This is a genomic window from Alicycliphilus denitrificans (genome assembly GCF_044792555.1).
GTDB lineage: Bacteria > Pseudomonadota > Gammaproteobacteria > Burkholderiales > Burkholderiaceae_C > Alicycliphilus > Alicycliphilus denitrificans_A.
The window spans coordinates 1,178,899-1,193,956 of the sequence record NZ_CP126238.1 but is presented as its reverse complement, the minus strand read 5'-3'; the positions used below and the strand labels follow the sequence as shown (position 1 = coordinate 1,193,956).

Annotated in this window: 16 protein-coding genes; 5 read left to right on the top strand and 11 right to left on the bottom strand. The window is 65.7% G+C overall.

Going from position 1 to position 15,058, the window contains the following annotated elements; translation table 11 throughout:
• Nucleotides 1-167 precede the first annotated feature (167 nt).
• Entirely contained in the window at nucleotides 168-1,895 is a 1,728-nt protein-coding gene (gene ilvD / locus P7644_RS05620; protein WP_404302132.1) for a dihydroxy-acid dehydratase, read from the top strand.
• Nucleotides 1,896-1,983: 88 nt separating this feature from the next.
• On the opposite strand, the gene P7644_RS05615 is transcribed toward ilvD, so the two are convergent.
• Nucleotides 1,984-2,226 (bottom strand): TIGR04438 family Trp-rich protein, encoded by a 243-nt coding sequence (locus tag P7644_RS05615; RefSeq protein ID WP_404303136.1) that lies wholly within the window; start codon nucleotides 2,224-2,226, stop codon nucleotides 1,984-1,986.
• Nucleotides 2,227-2,334: 108 nt separating this feature from the next.
• Between P7644_RS05615 and P7644_RS05610 the strand changes: the two genes are divergently transcribed.
• Nucleotides 2,335-2,637: a c-type cytochrome gene (locus P7644_RS05610; protein ID WP_404302131.1), complete on the top strand. Its 303-nt coding sequence runs from the start codon at nucleotides 2,335-2,337 to the stop codon at nucleotides 2,635-2,637.
• A gap of 135 nt (nucleotides 2,638-2,772) precedes the next feature.
• On the opposite strand, the gene P7644_RS05605 is transcribed toward P7644_RS05610, so the two are convergent.
• The 4 genes from P7644_RS05605 to orn form a co-directional block, all read right to left on the bottom strand.
• Complete coding sequence (locus tag P7644_RS05605) at nucleotides 2,773-4,236, bottom strand: diguanylate cyclase domain-containing protein (protein WP_404302129.1); 1,464 nt, start codon at nucleotides 4,234-4,236, stop codon at nucleotides 2,773-2,775.
• Nucleotides 4,237-4,356: 120 nt separating this feature from the next.
• A complete protein-coding gene (locus P7644_RS05600) occupies nucleotides 4,357-6,180 on the bottom strand; it encodes a DEAD/DEAH box helicase (RefSeq protein ID WP_404302128.1) in 1,824 nt (607 codons plus the stop codon).
• Between the two features lie 267 nt (nucleotides 6,181-6,447).
• Complete coding sequence (locus P7644_RS05595) at nucleotides 6,448-7,581, bottom strand: branched-chain amino acid ABC transporter substrate-binding protein (protein ID WP_404302127.1); 1,134 nt, start codon at nucleotides 7,579-7,581, stop codon at nucleotides 6,448-6,450.
• Between the two features lie 122 nt (nucleotides 7,582-7,703).
• On the bottom strand, nucleotides 7,704-8,282 hold the full coding sequence (orn, locus tag P7644_RS05590) for an oligoribonuclease (protein ID WP_404302126.1): 579 nt from the start codon (nucleotides 8,280-8,282) through the stop codon (nucleotides 7,704-7,706).
• 32 nt (nucleotides 8,283-8,314) lie between these two features.
• Here orn and P7644_RS05585 point away from each other — a divergent pair, with 32 nt between their 5' ends.
• From P7644_RS05585 to rsgA, 3 genes are read left to right on the top strand one after another with little or no spacing between them, the layout of a single operon-like run.
• Nucleotides 8,315-9,634, top strand: a complete 1,320-nt coding sequence (locus P7644_RS05585; RefSeq protein ID WP_404302124.1) for a M48 family metallopeptidase — start codon at nucleotides 8,315-8,317, stop codon at nucleotides 9,632-9,634.
• Nucleotides 9,631-9,972, top strand: a complete 342-nt coding sequence (locus P7644_RS05580) for a 4a-hydroxytetrahydrobiopterin dehydratase (RefSeq protein WP_404302123.1) — start codon at nucleotides 9,631-9,633, stop codon at nucleotides 9,970-9,972. Before P7644_RS05585 ends, P7644_RS05580 begins: the two co-directional genes overlap by 4 nt.
• Entirely contained in the window at nucleotides 9,969-10,934 is a 966-nt protein-coding gene (gene rsgA, locus P7644_RS05575) for a ribosome small subunit-dependent GTPase A (protein WP_404302122.1), read from the top strand. The genes P7644_RS05580 and rsgA overlap by 4 nt, the downstream gene beginning before the upstream one ends.
• A 68-nt stretch (nucleotides 10,935-11,002) precedes the next feature.
• On the opposite strand, the gene P7644_RS05570 is transcribed toward rsgA, so the two are convergent.
• From P7644_RS05570 to rpsP, 6 genes are all read right to left on the bottom strand, one after another.
• On the bottom strand, nucleotides 11,003-11,989 hold the full coding sequence (locus P7644_RS05570; RefSeq protein ID WP_404302120.1) for a CobD/CbiB family protein: 987 nt from the start codon (nucleotides 11,987-11,989) through the stop codon (nucleotides 11,003-11,005).
• Nucleotides 11,990-12,035: 46 nt separating this feature from the next.
• Nucleotides 12,036-12,722, bottom strand: a complete 687-nt coding sequence (locus tag P7644_RS05565) for a CoA pyrophosphatase (protein ID WP_404302118.1) — start codon at nucleotides 12,720-12,722, stop codon at nucleotides 12,036-12,038.
• Between the two features lie 119 nt (nucleotides 12,723-12,841).
• Nucleotides 12,842-13,225, bottom strand: a complete 384-nt coding sequence (gene rplS / locus P7644_RS05560; RefSeq protein WP_404302117.1) for a 50S ribosomal protein L19 — start codon at nucleotides 13,223-13,225, stop codon at nucleotides 12,842-12,844.
• Nucleotides 13,226-13,354: 129 nt separating this feature from the next.
• Entirely contained in the window at nucleotides 13,355-14,122 is a 768-nt protein-coding gene (trmD, locus tag P7644_RS05555) for a tRNA (guanosine(37)-N1)-methyltransferase TrmD (protein WP_404302115.1), read from the bottom strand.
• A gap of 8 nt (nucleotides 14,123-14,130) precedes the next feature.
• Nucleotides 14,131-14,703 carry a ribosome maturation factor RimM gene (rimM, locus tag P7644_RS05550; RefSeq protein ID WP_404302113.1) on the bottom strand — a complete coding sequence of 191 codons (573 nt, stop codon included), beginning with the start codon at nucleotides 14,701-14,703 and terminating at the stop codon, nucleotides 14,131-14,133.
• A 93-nt stretch (nucleotides 14,704-14,796) separates the two neighbouring features.
• Nucleotides 14,797-15,048, bottom strand: coding sequence for a 30S ribosomal protein S16 (gene rpsP / locus P7644_RS05545; RefSeq protein ID WP_404302111.1), 252 nt, complete (start codon nucleotides 15,046-15,048; stop codon nucleotides 14,797-14,799).
• Between the last annotated feature and the right edge of the window lie 10 nt (nucleotides 15,049-15,058).

Genomic DNA, 15,058 nt, shown 5'->3' with positions numbered 1-15,058 from the left:
GCGCGCGCCGCGGCGGAAACCTCTTGAGCCCCGCCATGGGCAAACCGATTGATTATGTCGCACGTGCGCAGCCCACACCGGCGTCAGGCCCGGCGCGGCCGCGCGCTGGACAGCCGCGGCGCGCAAGACCAAACTACCTGCCACTTCCACACTGCGCCAGGACTGCCATGACCGATCCCATGCCCCTGAACCGCCGCTCCGCCCACATCACCCAGGGCAAGGCACGCGCTCCCAACCGTTCCATGTACTACGGCATGGGCTACACCGAGGCCGACTTCGACAAGCCCATGGTCGGCGTGGCCAACGGCCACAGCACCATCACGCCGTGCAACAGCGGCCTGCAGCGCCTGGCCGACGCCGCCGTGCAGGGCATACGCGAGGCCGGGGGCAACCCGCAGACCTTTGGCACGCCGACGATTTCCGACGGCATGGCCATGGGCACCGAGGGCATGAAGTACAGCCTGGTCAGCCGCGAGGTGATAGCCGACTGCGTCGAAACCTGCGTACAGGGCCAGTGGATGGACGGCTGCGTGGTCATCGGCGGCTGCGACAAAAACATGCCCGGCGGCATGATGGGCATGCTGCGCGCCAACGTGCCCAGCATCTACGTCTACGGCGGCACCATAGAGCCGGGCTGCCTGCACGGCTGCGACCTGAACATCGTGAGCGTGTTCGAGGCCGTGGGCGAGAACGCGGCCGGCAAGATCAGCGACCAGGAACTGAAGGACATCGAACGGCACGCCATTCCCGGCACCGGCTCCTGCGGCGGCATGTACACCGCCAACACCATGAGCAGCGCCTTCGAGGCCCTGGGCATGAGCCTGCCCTACTCCTCCACCATGGCCAACCCGCACCAGGAAAAGGCCGATTCCGCCAAGGAGTCCGCCAAGGTGCTGATCGAGGCCATACGCCACGACCTGAAGCCGCGCGACATCGTCACGCGCCAAGCCATCGAGAACGCGGTGGCCGTCATCATGGCCGTGGGCGGCTCGACCAACGCCGTGCTGCACTTCCTGGCCATCGCCCACGCGGCGGGGGTCGAGTGGAGCATCGACGACTTCGAGCGCATGCGCCAAAAGGTGCCGGTGTTCTGCGACCTGAAACCCAGCGGCAAATACCTGGCCGTGGATCTGCACAAGGCCGGCGGCATCCCGCAGGTGATGAAGATGCTGCTGAACGCCGGCCTGCTGCACGGCGACTGCATGACCATCACCGGCAAGACGGTTGCCGAAACCCTCAAGGACGTGCCCGATGAGCCGCCCGCCGGCCAGGACGTGATCCGGCCCATCACCCAGCCGCTTTACGCACAAGGCCATCTGGCCATCCTCAAGGGCAACCTGAGCCCCGAGGGTGCGGTGGCGAAGATCACCGGGCTCAAGAACCCGGTCATCACCGGCCCCGCGCGCGTCTTCGACGATGAGCAGTCGGCCCTGGCCGCCATCCTGGCAGGCAAGATCCAGGCGGGCGACGTGATGGTGCTGCGCTACCTGGGCCCCAAGGGCGGCCCCGGCATGCCCGAGATGCTGGCGCCCACGGGCGCCCTGATCGGCGAGGGCCTGGGCGAAAGCGTGGGCCTGATCACCGACGGGCGTTTCTCCGGCGGCACCTGGGGCATGGTGGTGGGCCATGTGGCGCCCGAGGCCTTCGTCGGCGGCGCCATCGCCTTCGTGCACGAGGGCGACAGCATCACCATAGACGCGCACCGGCTGCTGCTGCAGCTGAACGTGAACGACGCGGAACTGGCGCGCCGCCGTGCCGAATGGACGCCACCTGCGCCACGCTACACACGCGGCGTGCAGGCCAAGTTTGCCTTCAACGCCTCCAGCGCAAGCCGGGGTGCCGTGCTCGATGATTTCAATGAAAACCGATTAAAACCATTACACATAAAGCGTTGATAGCTACATTTGTAATAGTGCACAAAGATAACGCCAAGACAAAGAAGCGCCCGCGGCTCCATGCCCTGCGGGCCAGTTGCCGTGGCATTCAGCGCGGGCGGCGCTTGCTCATGCCCAGGGCTTCTTTGTGCTTGTTGATACGGTCCCGCTTGCGCTGATCCATCTTCTCCATGGCCTTGCGCTTGGTATAGCCCGTGGCATCGGCCCAGGCCCACCAGGCCAGGGCTACCGCGAAGGGTGAGAGCACCCACCACCACGACCAGGCGGCCACCGGACCAACTGACAGATATTTGAGCAGTATCAGCAAGATGCCCAAAAGCAACGCATACATGATCGCATCCCCTAATACCATGCGAATTTTTGTTTGAAGCCCGTCAACCGTGAACACTACAATTCGATTGAAGGCCAAATGTACCCCAACCCTTAGAGGAACCACGCGATGAAACGCTCCCTGATCACGCTCGCAATGGCATTGTCCGTCGCAGCTCCCGCCATGGCTGATGAGGCCCTGGCCAAGTCCAAGAACTGCATGGCCTGCCACGCCATCGACAAGAAAATGGTAGGCCCGGCCTACAAGGAAGTGGCAAAGAAATATGCCGGCAAGGGCGCCGAAGCCACGCTGGTTGAGCATGTGCTGAAGGGCAGCAAAGGCGTGTGGGGCCCCGTACCCATGCCGGCCAATACACAGGTCAATGAAGCCGACGCCAAGAAGCTGGTGAGCTGGATTCTGTCGCTCAAGTAATCGCCTGCAAGCCCAGGCGCCCTTCGGGGCGCCACAACAAAAGCCGCCGCGCATCATGCACGGCGGCTTTTTTGTCACGCAAGCCAAGGCACTCCCGCCATTGTAAAAAAGTGTGGAAGCGGGCTGCTGGCCGTATCAACCGTGGCGGCGATTGCGTCCCAAGGCCGCGTAGTAACGCGACTTCTCGGCATACATGGCTTGGTCCGCCTGGTTCACGGCGGCCTCGATCTGGTCGCCAGATAACGCAACGGCCACGCCCATGGACAGGCTCAGTGCCTGCCCTGGATAGAACTGGTTGTTGAGTTCCTGCAGGCTGGCGATGCGATCCACCATGGCCTGCGCGCCGCGCTCGTCGGTCATGGGCATGAGCACGCAGAACTCGTCGCCGCCGATGCGCGCCGCGCAGGTCGGCGCATCCACGGCCTTGGCCAGTACCTCGCCCGTGCGGCGCAGCATGGCGTCGCCTGCGGCATGGCCCTGCTCGTCGTTGACAACCTTCAGGCCGTTGAGATCGATGGCGATCACCGCCACCGGCAAGGGCCCCTTGCGCGTGAGGCGATTGAGCTCCTCCACATAGTAGGCGCGGTTGCGCAGGCCGGTCAGCACATCATGCTTGCCGAGATACTCCAGATAGGCCTCGGCCTTCTTGCGTGCGGTGATGTCCACCAGCGACACCAGCACCATGCCCCAGTCGTGGCGGCGCTCCTCGAGCACCGCGAACTGCATGTGAATATGCAGCGGCTCTCCGGCAAGGTTGTAATTGACCACCTCACGCTGCTGCACCAGCTTGCCATCCCACAGGTCGATCAGTTGCTCGGCAAACGATTCGCGCATCTCGCCACGGAACACCCGGTCCAGGCTTGCCAGCAGGACCTGCTTGCTGCTCGCACCGAACATCGACAGGGTGAGTTGGTTGATGTCCGCCACCCTGATCTCGCGCATGCAGCGCTCGACAAACTCGGGGTGCACCTTCAGAAAGGTCCTGAAGTCGCATATGCCCTGCGCGCGCACTTCGTCCAGCAGCCGCTTGACGACGCTGAAGTCCTCGACCCACAGCGATACAGGCGAATGCTCGAACAGCCCGCGCGCATAGTCCTCGCTGCGCTGCAGCCGTCGGCGTGACTGCACCTGCTCGGTCACATCTTCGAGCGACACCAGCACCCGACTCCAGCACTCTTCGTAGCCGGGCAGGATGCGTCCACGGATGCGCACATCCAGGCGCCGCCCATCCAGCGCATAGTTCACCGTCTGATTGGCAAACTCGGGCTCCCCATTCCACAACTGCTCGATCTCGGCGATGGCGCTTTCATACATATCGCCCCGAAACACCTGGCCCAGCGATGCCTCCAGCGTCGCCTGGTCGGGCGCGGCAAACAGCTCCAGCGTGCGCCGGTTCACGCGCAGCAGGCGGATGCCGGCGCCGAACGCCTGGATGCACTCGGGGTGCCGGCGCAGGTGCTGCACCACATCGACCACACCGGCACTGCGCCACTGCTGAAACAGCCGCTGCACGGTACTGTAGTCCTCAAGCCAGAGGGAGACGGGGGCAAGCTCGAACATGTGTTCGAAATCGGTGGATAACGATGGGGCAGACGGCATGCACAACTCCAGAACCTGAGGAATTATCGACATCGTCGGACCTGCCTTGATGGAAAAAAGCCAGCCTCGTTGTCGAGGCTGGCTTGGATCACGCTTCAGACAGGCTGGCAATCAACCTTGTCAACGTCCCGTGCGCGCCGGGCGCTTGCGCGCATCGTGCGGCGTGAAGGGCTTGCCGGCGCCCTGGGGTTTGGCGAAGCCGCCACGGGCAAACTCAGGCTTGCGGCCAAAGTCGCCGCGCGGAGCAGCGCCCTCGCCACGGCCAAAGCGGGGCGCTTCGTTAAAGCGAGGCGCTTCATTAAAACGGGGCGCTTCACCAAAGCCGCCCTTGCGACCATAGCCCTCGCCGTCGCGACGGCCGCCATGGGCAGGCCGTTCGCCACGCCCGCTGCGGTCACCGAAGCCAGCGCGATCGCCGAAGCCGCCGCGGTCACCGAAACCGCCACGGTCACCATGGCCACCGCGGTCGCCATGACCGCGGCCAGCGCCACCAAAGCGCTGGTCACGCCCACGTCCGCCGCCCTCGCGGCCACGGCCGCCAAAGTCGGGGCGCCCGCCCTGCGGGAAGCGCTGTGCAGGCTCCAGCCCCTCCACCACCTCGGCCTTGAACGACTGACGGCTATAGCCCTCGATGTCGAAGATCTTGCGACGGTCGCGGAACTCGGCAAAGGTCACGGCCAGGCCGTCGCGGCCGGCGCGGCCCGTGCGGCCGATGCGGTGCGTGTAGTCCTCGGCCTTCATGGGCAGGCCGAAGTTGAAGACATGGGTGATGGTGGGCACGTCGATGCCGCGCGCGGCCACGTCGGTGGCCACCAAAATCTGCACCTGGCCATTGCGCAGCGCCATCAGGCGGCGGTTGCGCAGGCCCTGGCTCAGGGCGCCGTGCAGGGCCACGGCGCTGAAGCCGTCCTGCTGCAGGTCATTGGCCAAGCCGTCGCACTCCACCTGGGTGCTGGCGAACACGATGGCCTGGTCGATGGAGGCGTCGCGCAGCCAGTGGTCCAGCAGCTTGCGCTTGTGCTGGGCGTTGTCGGCCCAGTACAGCATCTGTTTGATGTTGGCGTGCTTTTCCTGCGGGTTGTCGATCTGGATCTTCTTCACGCTGGCGCCGCCCTCGTGCATCACGCGCATGGCCAGTTGCTGGATGCGCGGCGCGAAGGTGGCGCTGAACATCATGGTCTGCTGGCGCTGGCTGGTGAGCTGGTTGATCTCGGCCAGGTCGTCGGAGAAGCCCAGATCCAGCATGCGGTCGGCCTCGTCCACGACCAGGAACTGCACCTGGTCGAGCTTGATCTGCATGGAGCGCTGCAGGTCCAAGAGGCGTCCCGGCGTCGCGACGACCAGGTTGGCATTCTGCAGCTTGGCAATCTGCAGTTGGTAGGGCATGCCGCCCACCACGTTGGCGATACGCAGGCCCTTGCAGTGCTTGACCAGCTCGATGGCGTCGTGGGCCACCTGCTGCGCCAGCTCGCGCGTGGGGCACAGCACCAAGGCACCGGGCGTGGCGGCCTTGAAGTTGCGCGTCTGCGTGGGGTTCTTGCGCTTGGGGCGCTTAGGCGCGGCCTCGCCACGCGCGGCGGCTTCGGCGGCAGCACGCTCGAATTCGGCGCGCGCAGCGGCATCAGCCTCGGCCTGCTGGCGAATCAGCGTATGCAGTACGGGCAGCAGAAAGGCCGCGGTCTTGCCACTGCCGGTCTGGCTGGAGACCATCAGGTCGATGAAGCGGCCCGCCTCATCGCCCGCGCCCATGGCCAGCGGAATGGCCTGCTCCTGCACGGCCGTGGGCTGGGTGTAGCCCAGGTCGGCCACGGCCTGCACCAACTCGGGTGCCAGTCCCAGGCGCACGAAGCCCTCTGGCAGGGTCGCCTGCGGCGCTGCGTTGGCGGTGGAAATAGTGGAATCTGCAGGCGCGCACTCGCCCTGCACCAAAACTTGCTCAGTCATGATTTGCTCACACGAAGACGGCCGCAGGCGCTACCTGGGCAGGCTTCGCTCGATGGTTACAAAACATCAACCATCAAACGAAACCAAAGGTCGCAGCGGACGACCTGGGTGGGCATTGATTGCAAGGCGCCGCGTGCTTAGAAGTACGCTGGCGTGCTGTGCCCGGTGTGTGAAGGGAGATGCACAAAAAAATTGCACCGCCTCAGTGACGGTGCAAGCTTTGAATTATGACACGACTGGGGTTTTCCCGCAAGCCGTGCACATAACTCAGTAGCTGGCCAATGGCTTGGCCTTGCCGCCCTCGAAGGTCATGACGACCACGGGCGCCTTCACGCGGTTGCCCTTGTCGTCGTAGGCGTACTCACCCATCACGCCCTTGTAGGCCTGCTGATGCATGTAGGCGCCGACCTTGGCAGGATCGATGGAGCCGCTCTTTTGCATGGCCTCACCAATGTTCATGACCTGGTCATAGTAAAACGGACCGTAGACGTCGGGGTTCTGGCCAAAGCGCTTCTTGAACTTGTCCTGGAAAGCCTTGGCGCCGGCGTCGTTCTCCGTCAGCATGCCGGCGTAAGCGCAGTAGACCACGCCGTCGACGGCGTCGCCGCCAAGCTTGGTCATCTCGGGGCTGCACAGCGTGTCGCCGCCCAGCAGCTTGGCATTGATGCCCAGCTGCTTCATCTGGCGCGCCATGGGCGCGGCTTGCGGGGCGTAGCCGCCGTAGAAGATGGCCTCGGGCTGCTTGGCCTTGATGTTGGTGAGGATGGCCATGAAGTCGGTGGCCTTGTCGGTCGTGAACTCGCGGCCGACCACTGTCAGGCCGAGCTTTTGCGCCTCCTTGGAGAACTCATCGGCCAGCCCCTGTCCGAAGGCCGTGCGGTCGTCGATCACCGCGACCTTCTTGGCCTTAAGCACGTTGGCGGCATAGGTGGCCATGTTGGCACCGGCCTGCACGTCGCTGGCGACGATGCGGAACAGGTTCTTGTAGCCGGCCTGCGTGATCTTGGGATTGGTGCCTACGGTGGACACCATGGTGCCGCCGCCGTCGTAGACGCGCGAGGCGGGAATGGTCACGCCTGAGCAGTATGGGCCCATGACGTAGCGCACGCCCGAATCCACAAACTTCTGCGCCACGGCCACGCCGGCCTTGGCGTCGCACTGGTCGTCCTCGGACACCAGTTCGAACTTCAGCGTCTTGCCACCCACGCTGATCTTGCGCGCGTTCAGCTCCTCGATGGCCAGGCGCACGCCGTTGTCGTTATCGCGGCCGGCGAAGGTGTTGGGGCCGGACAGGGGGCCGCTATGGCCGATCCTGACGACCTGCTCCTGGGCGAAGGCGCCGGCGGCGCCAACCAGGGCCGCTGCGGCCACGAGGGTGGGTTTCAGAAAGAAGTTTTGCATGGCGAACGTTCCGGTAGAGATTGCGCAAAAGTGCCCTCGGGTGCCAGGCGGATCGCCCTGGCCCTGCGGGCGGGATGTCTGGATAGAGACGGGAGCGGATTATCTACCTGCGCAATGCACTTTCACAATGCCAGCAGTTGCTGGCGATAGTGCTGCAACTCGTCGATGGACTCGTGCACGTCGGCCAGGGCAGTGTGGCGCTGCGCCTTCTTGAAGCCGTTGTAGGCCTCGGGCTTCCAGCGCTTGGCCAGCTCCTTGAGCGTGCTCACGTCCACGTTGCGGTAATGAAAGAACGCCTCCAGCTTGGGCATGTACTTGACAAGAAAGCGCCGGTCCTGGCCTATGCTGTTGCCGCACATGGGCACCGCGCCCTTGGGCACGTAGCACGACAGGAAGTCGATCAGCTCGCGCTCGGCATCGGCCTCGCTGATGGTGGAGGCGCGCACCCTATCAATCAGGCCGCTCTTGCCGTGCGTGCCCTTGTTCCAGGCATCCATGGCGTCGAGTACGGCATCGGATTGGTGGATGGCAAACACCGGGCCTTCGATGCGCGGCTCCAGGCCGGGGCCGGTGACGACCACGGCGATCTCCAGCAGGCGTTCCTTTTCCGGGTCGAGCCCGCTCATTTCACAGTCGAGCCAGACGAGGTTCTGGTCGGATTTGGCAAGCTCGCAAGCTATAGGGTTGGCAGTTTCAGACATGGCGCGAATTGTCGCCGTAAACTTCCACGCTCATGTCGCCCTCCTCTGCCCCCTCACCAGCCCAGTTGCTCACACCCTCGACCCTGACGACGCTGGTATTCGCCGCCCTGCTGCTGGCTGGCCTGGCGCTGCGCCTGTGGCTGGCCTCGCGCCAGATCCGCCATGTGGCGCGCCACCGCGGCGCCGTGCCGACGGCCTTTGCCAGCCGCATCACCCTGGCCGCGCACCAGAAAGCCGCCGACTACACCGTTGCCAAGGCGCGCTTCGGCCTGCTGGAGATGGCACTGGCCACCGCCGTGGTGCTGGGCTGGACCCTGCTGGGCGGGCTGGACGCGCTGAACCAGGCGCTGCTGTCCTGGCTCGGCGGCGGCATGACGCAGCAGCTGGCGCTGCTGGCCGGCTTCGCGCTTGTCGAAGGCGCCATCAACCTGCCGGCCACGCTCTACCAGACCTTCCGCCTGGAGCAGCGCTTCGGCTTCAACCAGATGACGCTGCGGCTATGGCTCACCGACCTCGCCAAGTCCACCCTACTGGGCGCCGTGATCGGCCTGCCGATCGCCGCGCTGATCCTGTGGCTCATGGGCGCGGCGGGCCCGCTGTGGTGGCTCTGGGCCTGGGGGGTATGGATGGGCTTCAACCTGCTGCTGATGGTGGTCTTCCCCCTCTTCATCGCGCCGCTGTTCAACAAGTTCCAGCCGCTGCAAGACGAGGCGCTGAAGACCCGCGTCACGGCCCTGATGCAGCGCTGCGGTTTCGCCGCCAAGGGCCTGTTCGTGATGGACGGCAGCCGCCGCAGCGCGCATGCCAACGCCTATTTCACCGGTTTTGGCGCGGCCAAGCGCGTGGTGTTCTATGACACGCTACTCAAGCAGCTGGCCCCGGGCGAGGTGGAGGCGGTGCTCGCGCACGAGCTGGGTCACTTCAAGCACAAGCACATCACGCGCCGCCTGGTGGGCATGTTTGCCATCAGCTTGGCTGGCTTTGCGGCCCTGGGCTGGCTCTCCACGCGTGGCTGGTTCTACACGGGCCTGGGCGTGCAGCCCAACCTGATGCTGCCGGGCCTGCCCGGCTCGGCGCCCAACGACGCGCTGGCGCTGCTGCTGTTCCTGCTGGCCGCTCCCGTATTCACGCTGTTCGTCTCGCCGCTCATGGCGCAGATTTCGCGCCGCCACGAATTCCAGGCCGATGCCTATGCGGCGGAGCAGGCGAGCGGCGCCGACCTGGCCTCGGCCCTGCTCAAGCTCTACCAGGACAATGCCTCCACGCTCACACCCGACCCGGTGTACGTGAAGTTCTACTACTCCCACCCTCCTGCCACGGAGCGCCTGGCGCGCCTGGCCATGCAGCCATGACCTCGATGTTTCCAAAAAAAGACTGGTCTACACAGACCAGGCGTGCGCTGAAAGCTACTGAAATAGTAGCAAAACTAGCCGAACTGCAGGGCTGGACGCTTGCCGGCGACGGCGCCAATGTGGCGATAGAGAAGACCTACCGCTTCGCCAACTACCACGAGACCATGGCCTTCGTGAACGCCGTGGCCTTCATCGCCCACGCGCAGGACCACCACCCCGACCTATCGGTGCATTACAACCGCTGCGTAGTGCGCTGGAACACGCATGACGTAGGCGGCCTCTCGGCTACCGACATCGACTGCGCCGCGCGCATCGATGCGCTGCTGGCTGCAGCATGAGCCGCAGCGCAGGCCTGGAGGGCTTGGTCGTGGCCAGCCACGGCCGCCACTGCGTGGTGGAGACGCCCGACGGCGCGCGCCGCATCTGCCACCCACGCGGCAAGAAGAGCCAGGCTGTGGTCGGCGACCACGTGCTGTGGCAGGCCGCGGCACCCGGCCAGGGGCGGGGCCACGGCGACGAAGGCACGATTGAAAAGGTGCTGGAGCGGCGCAACCTGTTCTACCGCCAGGACGAGGTGCGCACCAAGTCCTTCGCCGCCAACCTGGACCAGGTGCTGATCCTGATCGCGGCCGAGCCGGTGTTCTCCGAAAGCCAGCTCGCACGCGCGCTCATCGCGGCCGAGGCGGCGCAGATCACGCCGCTGATCGCCCTGAACAAGAGCGACCTGGTGGAGCCTTTCGCGCGCGCCTGGGAGCGCCTCTGGCCCTACCGCCACATGGGCGGCGACCACGATACCAAGCACCACTACCGCGTGCTGCCACTGTCGCTGACCCAGTCTGGCGCGGTGGATCGCAACGCGCTGCTGCCGCTGCTGGCCGGCAAGACCACGCTGGTGCTGGGCCCCTCGGGATCGGGCAAGAGCACCCTGGTCAACCTGCTGGTGCCGGGTGCCGCGGCGCAGACAGGCGAGATCTCGCAGGCGCTGAATTCGGGCAGGCACACCACCACCACCACCAGCCTGTACTGGATCGACGACGCGCGCACCACGGCGCTGATCGACTCGCCAGGCTTTCAGGAATTCGGGCTGCGCCACCTCGCGCCCACCGACCTGGCGCGCTGCATGCCCGACATCGCGGCGCACGCGGGCGAATGCCGGTTCTATAACTGCACCCATTTGCACGAGCCCGGCTGCACCGTGATGGCCCAGGTGCGCGAGGGCCAGGATGCGCAGGCCATCAGTCCACAGCGCTACCGCATCTATGGCGAGCTGTTTGCGGAGCTGAGCCAGAGTCTGTACTGAAGAATTTCAGATGAAATCGGGCCGTAGCGCTCACCCATAAAGCGCATAAAGCTACAAAAAAAACAGCATCACCCGAGCAGCCGCGCCAGGGTCAGCAGCGCCAGCAGCAGCATCCACACCACCACCGAGCGCCACACCAGGCCGACCACGCTGCGCAGGTGGCCCACATCGGGCTCGCGCCCGGGGGTGCTGTCGCTGTCGCCGATATCGGCACCCGCCTCGAAGCCGGGTGGGAGCACATCGGCGCGGCTGCGCAGCGCCTCGCCACCCAGGCGTACATTGATGGCTCCGGCCGTGGCCGCCAGTACCACGCCATCGTTGTCATTGGGAAAGCGCTGGGCATGAAAGCGCCAGCCTTCTATGGCCTCTTCAAAGCTGCCGACCACGGCAAAGCTCAGGGCCGTCAGGCGTGCGGGCAGCCAGTCGATCGCCATCCAGGCGCGCGCCGATGCACGCTGCAGCGACTCACTGGGCGGATGGGCCGTCACCACGCGCGAATGCGGCCCCCAGTAGCGCGCCACAAATTCGGCCAGCCGGTACAGTACCGCCCCGGTCGGCCCCAAACCCAAGGCCGCAAAGATGGAGTACCAGGCCAGCACGCCAAACACATGGCGGTGCGCCGCAATCACCGAATACTCGATCACATGGCGCACGATCTCGCTGCGCGGCAGTTCGCTGGCGTCCACCTGCTTCCACTGCGCCAGTCGCGTACGCGCCTCGGCCGCATCGCCCACCTCCAGCGCATCGCGTATGGCCGTGAAATGGTGGCTGAACTGGCGAAAACCCAAGGTGATGTAGAGCACGGCCACGCTCCATGCCAGGGCCAGGGGCCAGCCCAGCCAATGCAGCAGCGCCCAGTGCACGGCCAGCACGGCCAGCGGCGGAACGACGGCTGCCAGGCCCCAGGCCACCCAGCCGTGCGGCGACTGCCCGGTATCGAAACTACGGCACACCGACAGCGCCCAGGCACGCAGGCCGGCATGGATGGGATTGCTGCGGGCCAACGGCCTGGCCTGCTCGATGAGCAATGCGAACAGGATGGCGAAGAAACTCATGGCGGCAATGATAGCGGCGCCTGCTACCAAGCCATCCGGTGCCGTGTCACGCCAGCATGAAGCGGTAGAAGTTGCGCAGCATGGCCGCCGTGGCGCCCCAGATGTAGCGCTGGCGCTCGCCGTCCTGGTAAGGCATGGCAAACCATTCGCGCCGCAGGCCCTGCCACTCCAGGGCATGGCGTTCATGGTGCGCCGGATTGAGCAAAAAATCGAGCGGCACCTCGAATACATCAGCCACTTCATGCGGGTTGGGCTGCAGCGCAAAGCCGGGCCGCACCAGGGCCACCACGGGTGTAACGATGAAGGAGGAGCCCGTCACATAGATGGGCAGGCTGCCCAGCACCTCGACGCGGCCGGGCTCCAGCCCCACCTCCTCATGCGCCTCGCGCAGGGCGGTGGCAGCGGCATCCAGATCCTCGGGATCGGTGCGCCCGCCAGGAAAGGCCACCTGGCCCTTGTGCGTGGATAGGTGTGCAGTGCGCTCGGTGAGCAGTACCGTGGGCCGTTCGCGCTGCACGATGGGCACCAGCACGGCAGCGTGCGCGGGCGCGCGCTCCACGAACTTCTTCTCGCGCACGATCTCTGGCGTCCACGGGGGCGGCGCGGCGAAGCGCTGGCGCAATGCCGCAGGGGTCTGCGCCGCCGCGGGGACCGCCGGCAGGCCCGCATCCACGCCCACGAGGGGCACGGAGCGCGGGTCGAAGTCGGGCAGCGAGGACAGGGACGAGATCATCGTCGCTGCGTCAGAACCAGTGGGGCGCAAGGAGCTCACGAATCAGGACCAGGAATTAAAAAACCGCTACAGGCCTGCGCACTGTAGCGGTTTTGCAGCGTGATGCTGGCCTGGCCGGATTACACGGCGGCGGCCGCCACCTTGACGCGGGACGGCAGCTTTTCCTTGATGCGGGCCGACTTGCCGCTGCGCTCGCGCAGGTAGTACAGCTTGGCACGGCGCACGTCGCCGCGGCGCTTGACTTCGATGCCGGCGATCAGCGGGCTGTAGGTCTGGAACGTACGCTCCACGCCTTCGCCGCTGGAGATCTTGCGCACGGTGAAGCCGCTGTTGAGGCCACGGTTGCGCTTGGCGATCACCACGCCTTCATAGGCCTGCACGCGCTTGCGGCTGCCTTCGACCACGTTCACGCTCACGATGACGGTGTCGCCGGGCGCAAATGCGGGGATGGTCTTGTTCAGGCGGGCAATTTCTTCCTGCTCGAGGATCTGGATCAGATTCATGGTTTCGTTTCCAACGATCATGGACGCGCCAGGATTGGCTGCGGCGCCCCAATTGGCGCCTTGTGGCTATCGGCTTGGCATGCATTGCATGCGCCTATAGCGGCCGGCCAGAGGATCGAGAACCAGCGATTATAGCAAGTCCGGCCTTTGCGCCAAAAGCTCCTCGTCGGCACGCGTGATCTGGCCGCGCTCACGCGCGGACTGCAGCAGATCGGGGCGGTGGCGCGCCGTAATCAACAGGCGCTGGTCGCGGCGCCAGCGCTCGATCTGCGCATGGTGGCCGGACAGCAGCGGCGCGGGCACGCTGCGGCCGGCCCATTGCTCGGGCCGGGTGTAGTGGGGGCAGTCCAGCAGGCCGTCGAGGGCCGGATTGAAGCTGTCGAGTTGGTGGCTGCCCTCATCGTGCAGCACGCCCGGCTGCAGCCGCGCCACGGCATCGAGCAGGGCCATGGCCGCGATCTCGCCGCCCGAGAGCACAAAGTCGCCCAGGCTGATCTGCGCATCGACATGGGCGTCGATGAAACGCTGGTCCACGCCCTCGTAGCGCCCGCACAGCAGAATGGCGCCCGCGCCGGCGGACCAGTCCTGCACCGCCGCATGGTCCAGCCTGCGTCCTATGGGCGAGAACAGCACCAGCGGCGCCTGTGCCTCCTGAGCCTCGCCACGGTCGGCGCGGATCGCTGCTAGGCAGCGCGCCAACGGCTCGGCCAGCATGACCATGCCCGGCCCACCGCCGAACGGGCGGTCGTCCACGCGCCGGTAGTTGCCCTCTGCATGGTCGCGCGGGTTCCACAAGCGCACCTGCACCTGACCCGAGGCATAGGCGCGCCGCGTCACGCCGCTGGCGAGGAAGGGCTCGAACAACTCGGGGAACAGGGTGATGACGTCGAAGCGCATGACAGCCTTCAATAGTCGGGCTGCCAGTCCACGGTGATGCAGCGGCCGGCCAGATCCACCTTGTCCACATAGGCGGAGACGAAGGGGATCATGCGTTCCTGCGGCTTGCCTTCATGTTCATAGGCCAGCACCAGCGTGGTCTGCGGGCCGGTGGCCAGCAGCTCGCGCACGGTGCCCAGCAGAACGCCCTCGCGGTTGAGCACGGCCAGGCCGATCAGGTCCACCCAGTAATACTCGTCGTCGCCCGTCGCAGGAAAGCTGGCGCGCGGCACGAAGATGCGTGCGCCGCGCAGCGCCTCGGCGCCGTCGCGGTCATCCACGCCATGGGCCCAGGCCACAACGGAGTCGGAATGCGTGCGCGCCTGGCGAATCGGCAGCAGCATGGTGCCAGAAAAGAAACTCTTGCCACCCTTTTGCGCCGGTTGCAAAAACCAGGTCTTGGAGGCGAGCAGCGCCTCGGGGTCGCTGCTGTAGGGCAGCACCTTGAACCAGCCCTTCACGCCCCAGGCATCGGCGATACGGCCAACCTCCACGGCATCGAGAGGCAGTTCGGCGGCTTCCAGGGTAGGTGGCTGAGGCATGAGAGAAGCGGGGCGAAAAGAATCGGGCATGAAAAAAAGGCGGGGCCCGTCAGCTATCCAACGGGGCCCGCCCTTTTCGGGGATGCGTGCGGATCAGGCGGCCTGCTTGGCGGCTTGCTTGATCAGGCGGTCCACGGTGGGGGAGGCTTGCGCGCCCACGCTCTTCCAGTACGTCAGGCGGTCCTGGGCGATGCGCAGGCCCTCTTCACCGCCCTTGGCGGTGGGGTTGTAGAAACCCAGACGCTCGATAAAGCGGCCGTCGCGGCGCACGCGCTTGTCGGCGACGACGATGTTGAAAAACGGACGGCTCTTGGAGCCGCCGCGGGAGAGTCGAATGACGACCATAATGAATCCT

Excerpts from the sequence above, each read along its gene's own strand:
- orn (WP_404302126.1), bottom strand. The coding sequence starts at position 8,282 with ATGTCTGAAACTGCCAACCCTATAGCTTGCGAGCTTGCCAAATCCGAC.
- P7644_RS05605 (WP_404302129.1), bottom strand. The coding sequence starts at position 4,236 with ATGCCGTCTGCCCCATCGTTATCCACCGATTTCGAACACATGTTCGAG.
- trmD (WP_404302115.1), bottom strand. The coding sequence starts at position 14,122 with ATGCGCTTCGACGTCATCACCCTGTTCCCCGAGTTGTTCGAGCCCTTC.
- P7644_RS05615 (WP_404303136.1), bottom strand. The coding sequence starts at position 2,226 with ATGTATGCGTTGCTTTTGGGCATCTTGCTGATACTGCTCAAATATCTG.
- P7644_RS05565 (WP_404302118.1), bottom strand. The coding sequence starts at position 12,722 with ATGATCTCGTCCCTGTCCTCGCTGCCCGACTTCGACCCGCGCTCCGTG.
- rimM (WP_404302113.1), bottom strand. The coding sequence starts at position 14,703 with ATGCCTCAGCCACCTACCCTGGAAGCCGCCGAACTGCCTCTCGATGCC.
- rplS (WP_404302117.1), bottom strand. The coding sequence starts at position 13,225 with ATGAATCTGATCCAGATCCTCGAGCAGGAAGAAATTGCCCGCCTGAAC.
- ilvD (WP_404302132.1), top strand. The coding sequence starts at position 168 with ATGACCGATCCCATGCCCCTGAACCGCCGCTCCGCCCACATCACCCAG.
- P7644_RS05610 (WP_404302131.1), top strand. The coding sequence starts at position 2,335 with ATGAAACGCTCCCTGATCACGCTCGCAATGGCATTGTCCGTCGCAGCT.
- P7644_RS05595 (WP_404302127.1), bottom strand. The coding sequence starts at position 7,581 with ATGCAAAACTTCTTTCTGAAACCCACCCTCGTGGCCGCAGCGGCCCTG.
- P7644_RS05600 (WP_404302128.1), bottom strand. The coding sequence starts at position 6,180 with ATGACTGAGCAAGTTTTGGTGCAGGGCGAGTGCGCGCCTGCAGATTCC.
- P7644_RS05585 (WP_404302124.1), top strand. The coding sequence starts at position 8,315 with ATGTCGCCCTCCTCTGCCCCCTCACCAGCCCAGTTGCTCACACCCTCG.
- rsgA (WP_404302122.1), top strand. The coding sequence starts at position 9,969 with ATGAGCCGCAGCGCAGGCCTGGAGGGCTTGGTCGTGGCCAGCCACGGC.
- P7644_RS05570 (WP_404302120.1), bottom strand. The coding sequence starts at position 11,989 with ATGAGTTTCTTCGCCATCCTGTTCGCATTGCTCATCGAGCAGGCCAGG.
- rpsP (WP_404302111.1), bottom strand. The coding sequence starts at position 15,048 with ATGGTCGTCATTCGACTCTCCCGCGGCGGCTCCAAGAGCCGTCCGTTT.
- P7644_RS05580 (WP_404302123.1), top strand. The coding sequence starts at position 9,631 with ATGACCTCGATGTTTCCAAAAAAAGACTGGTCTACACAGACCAGGCGT.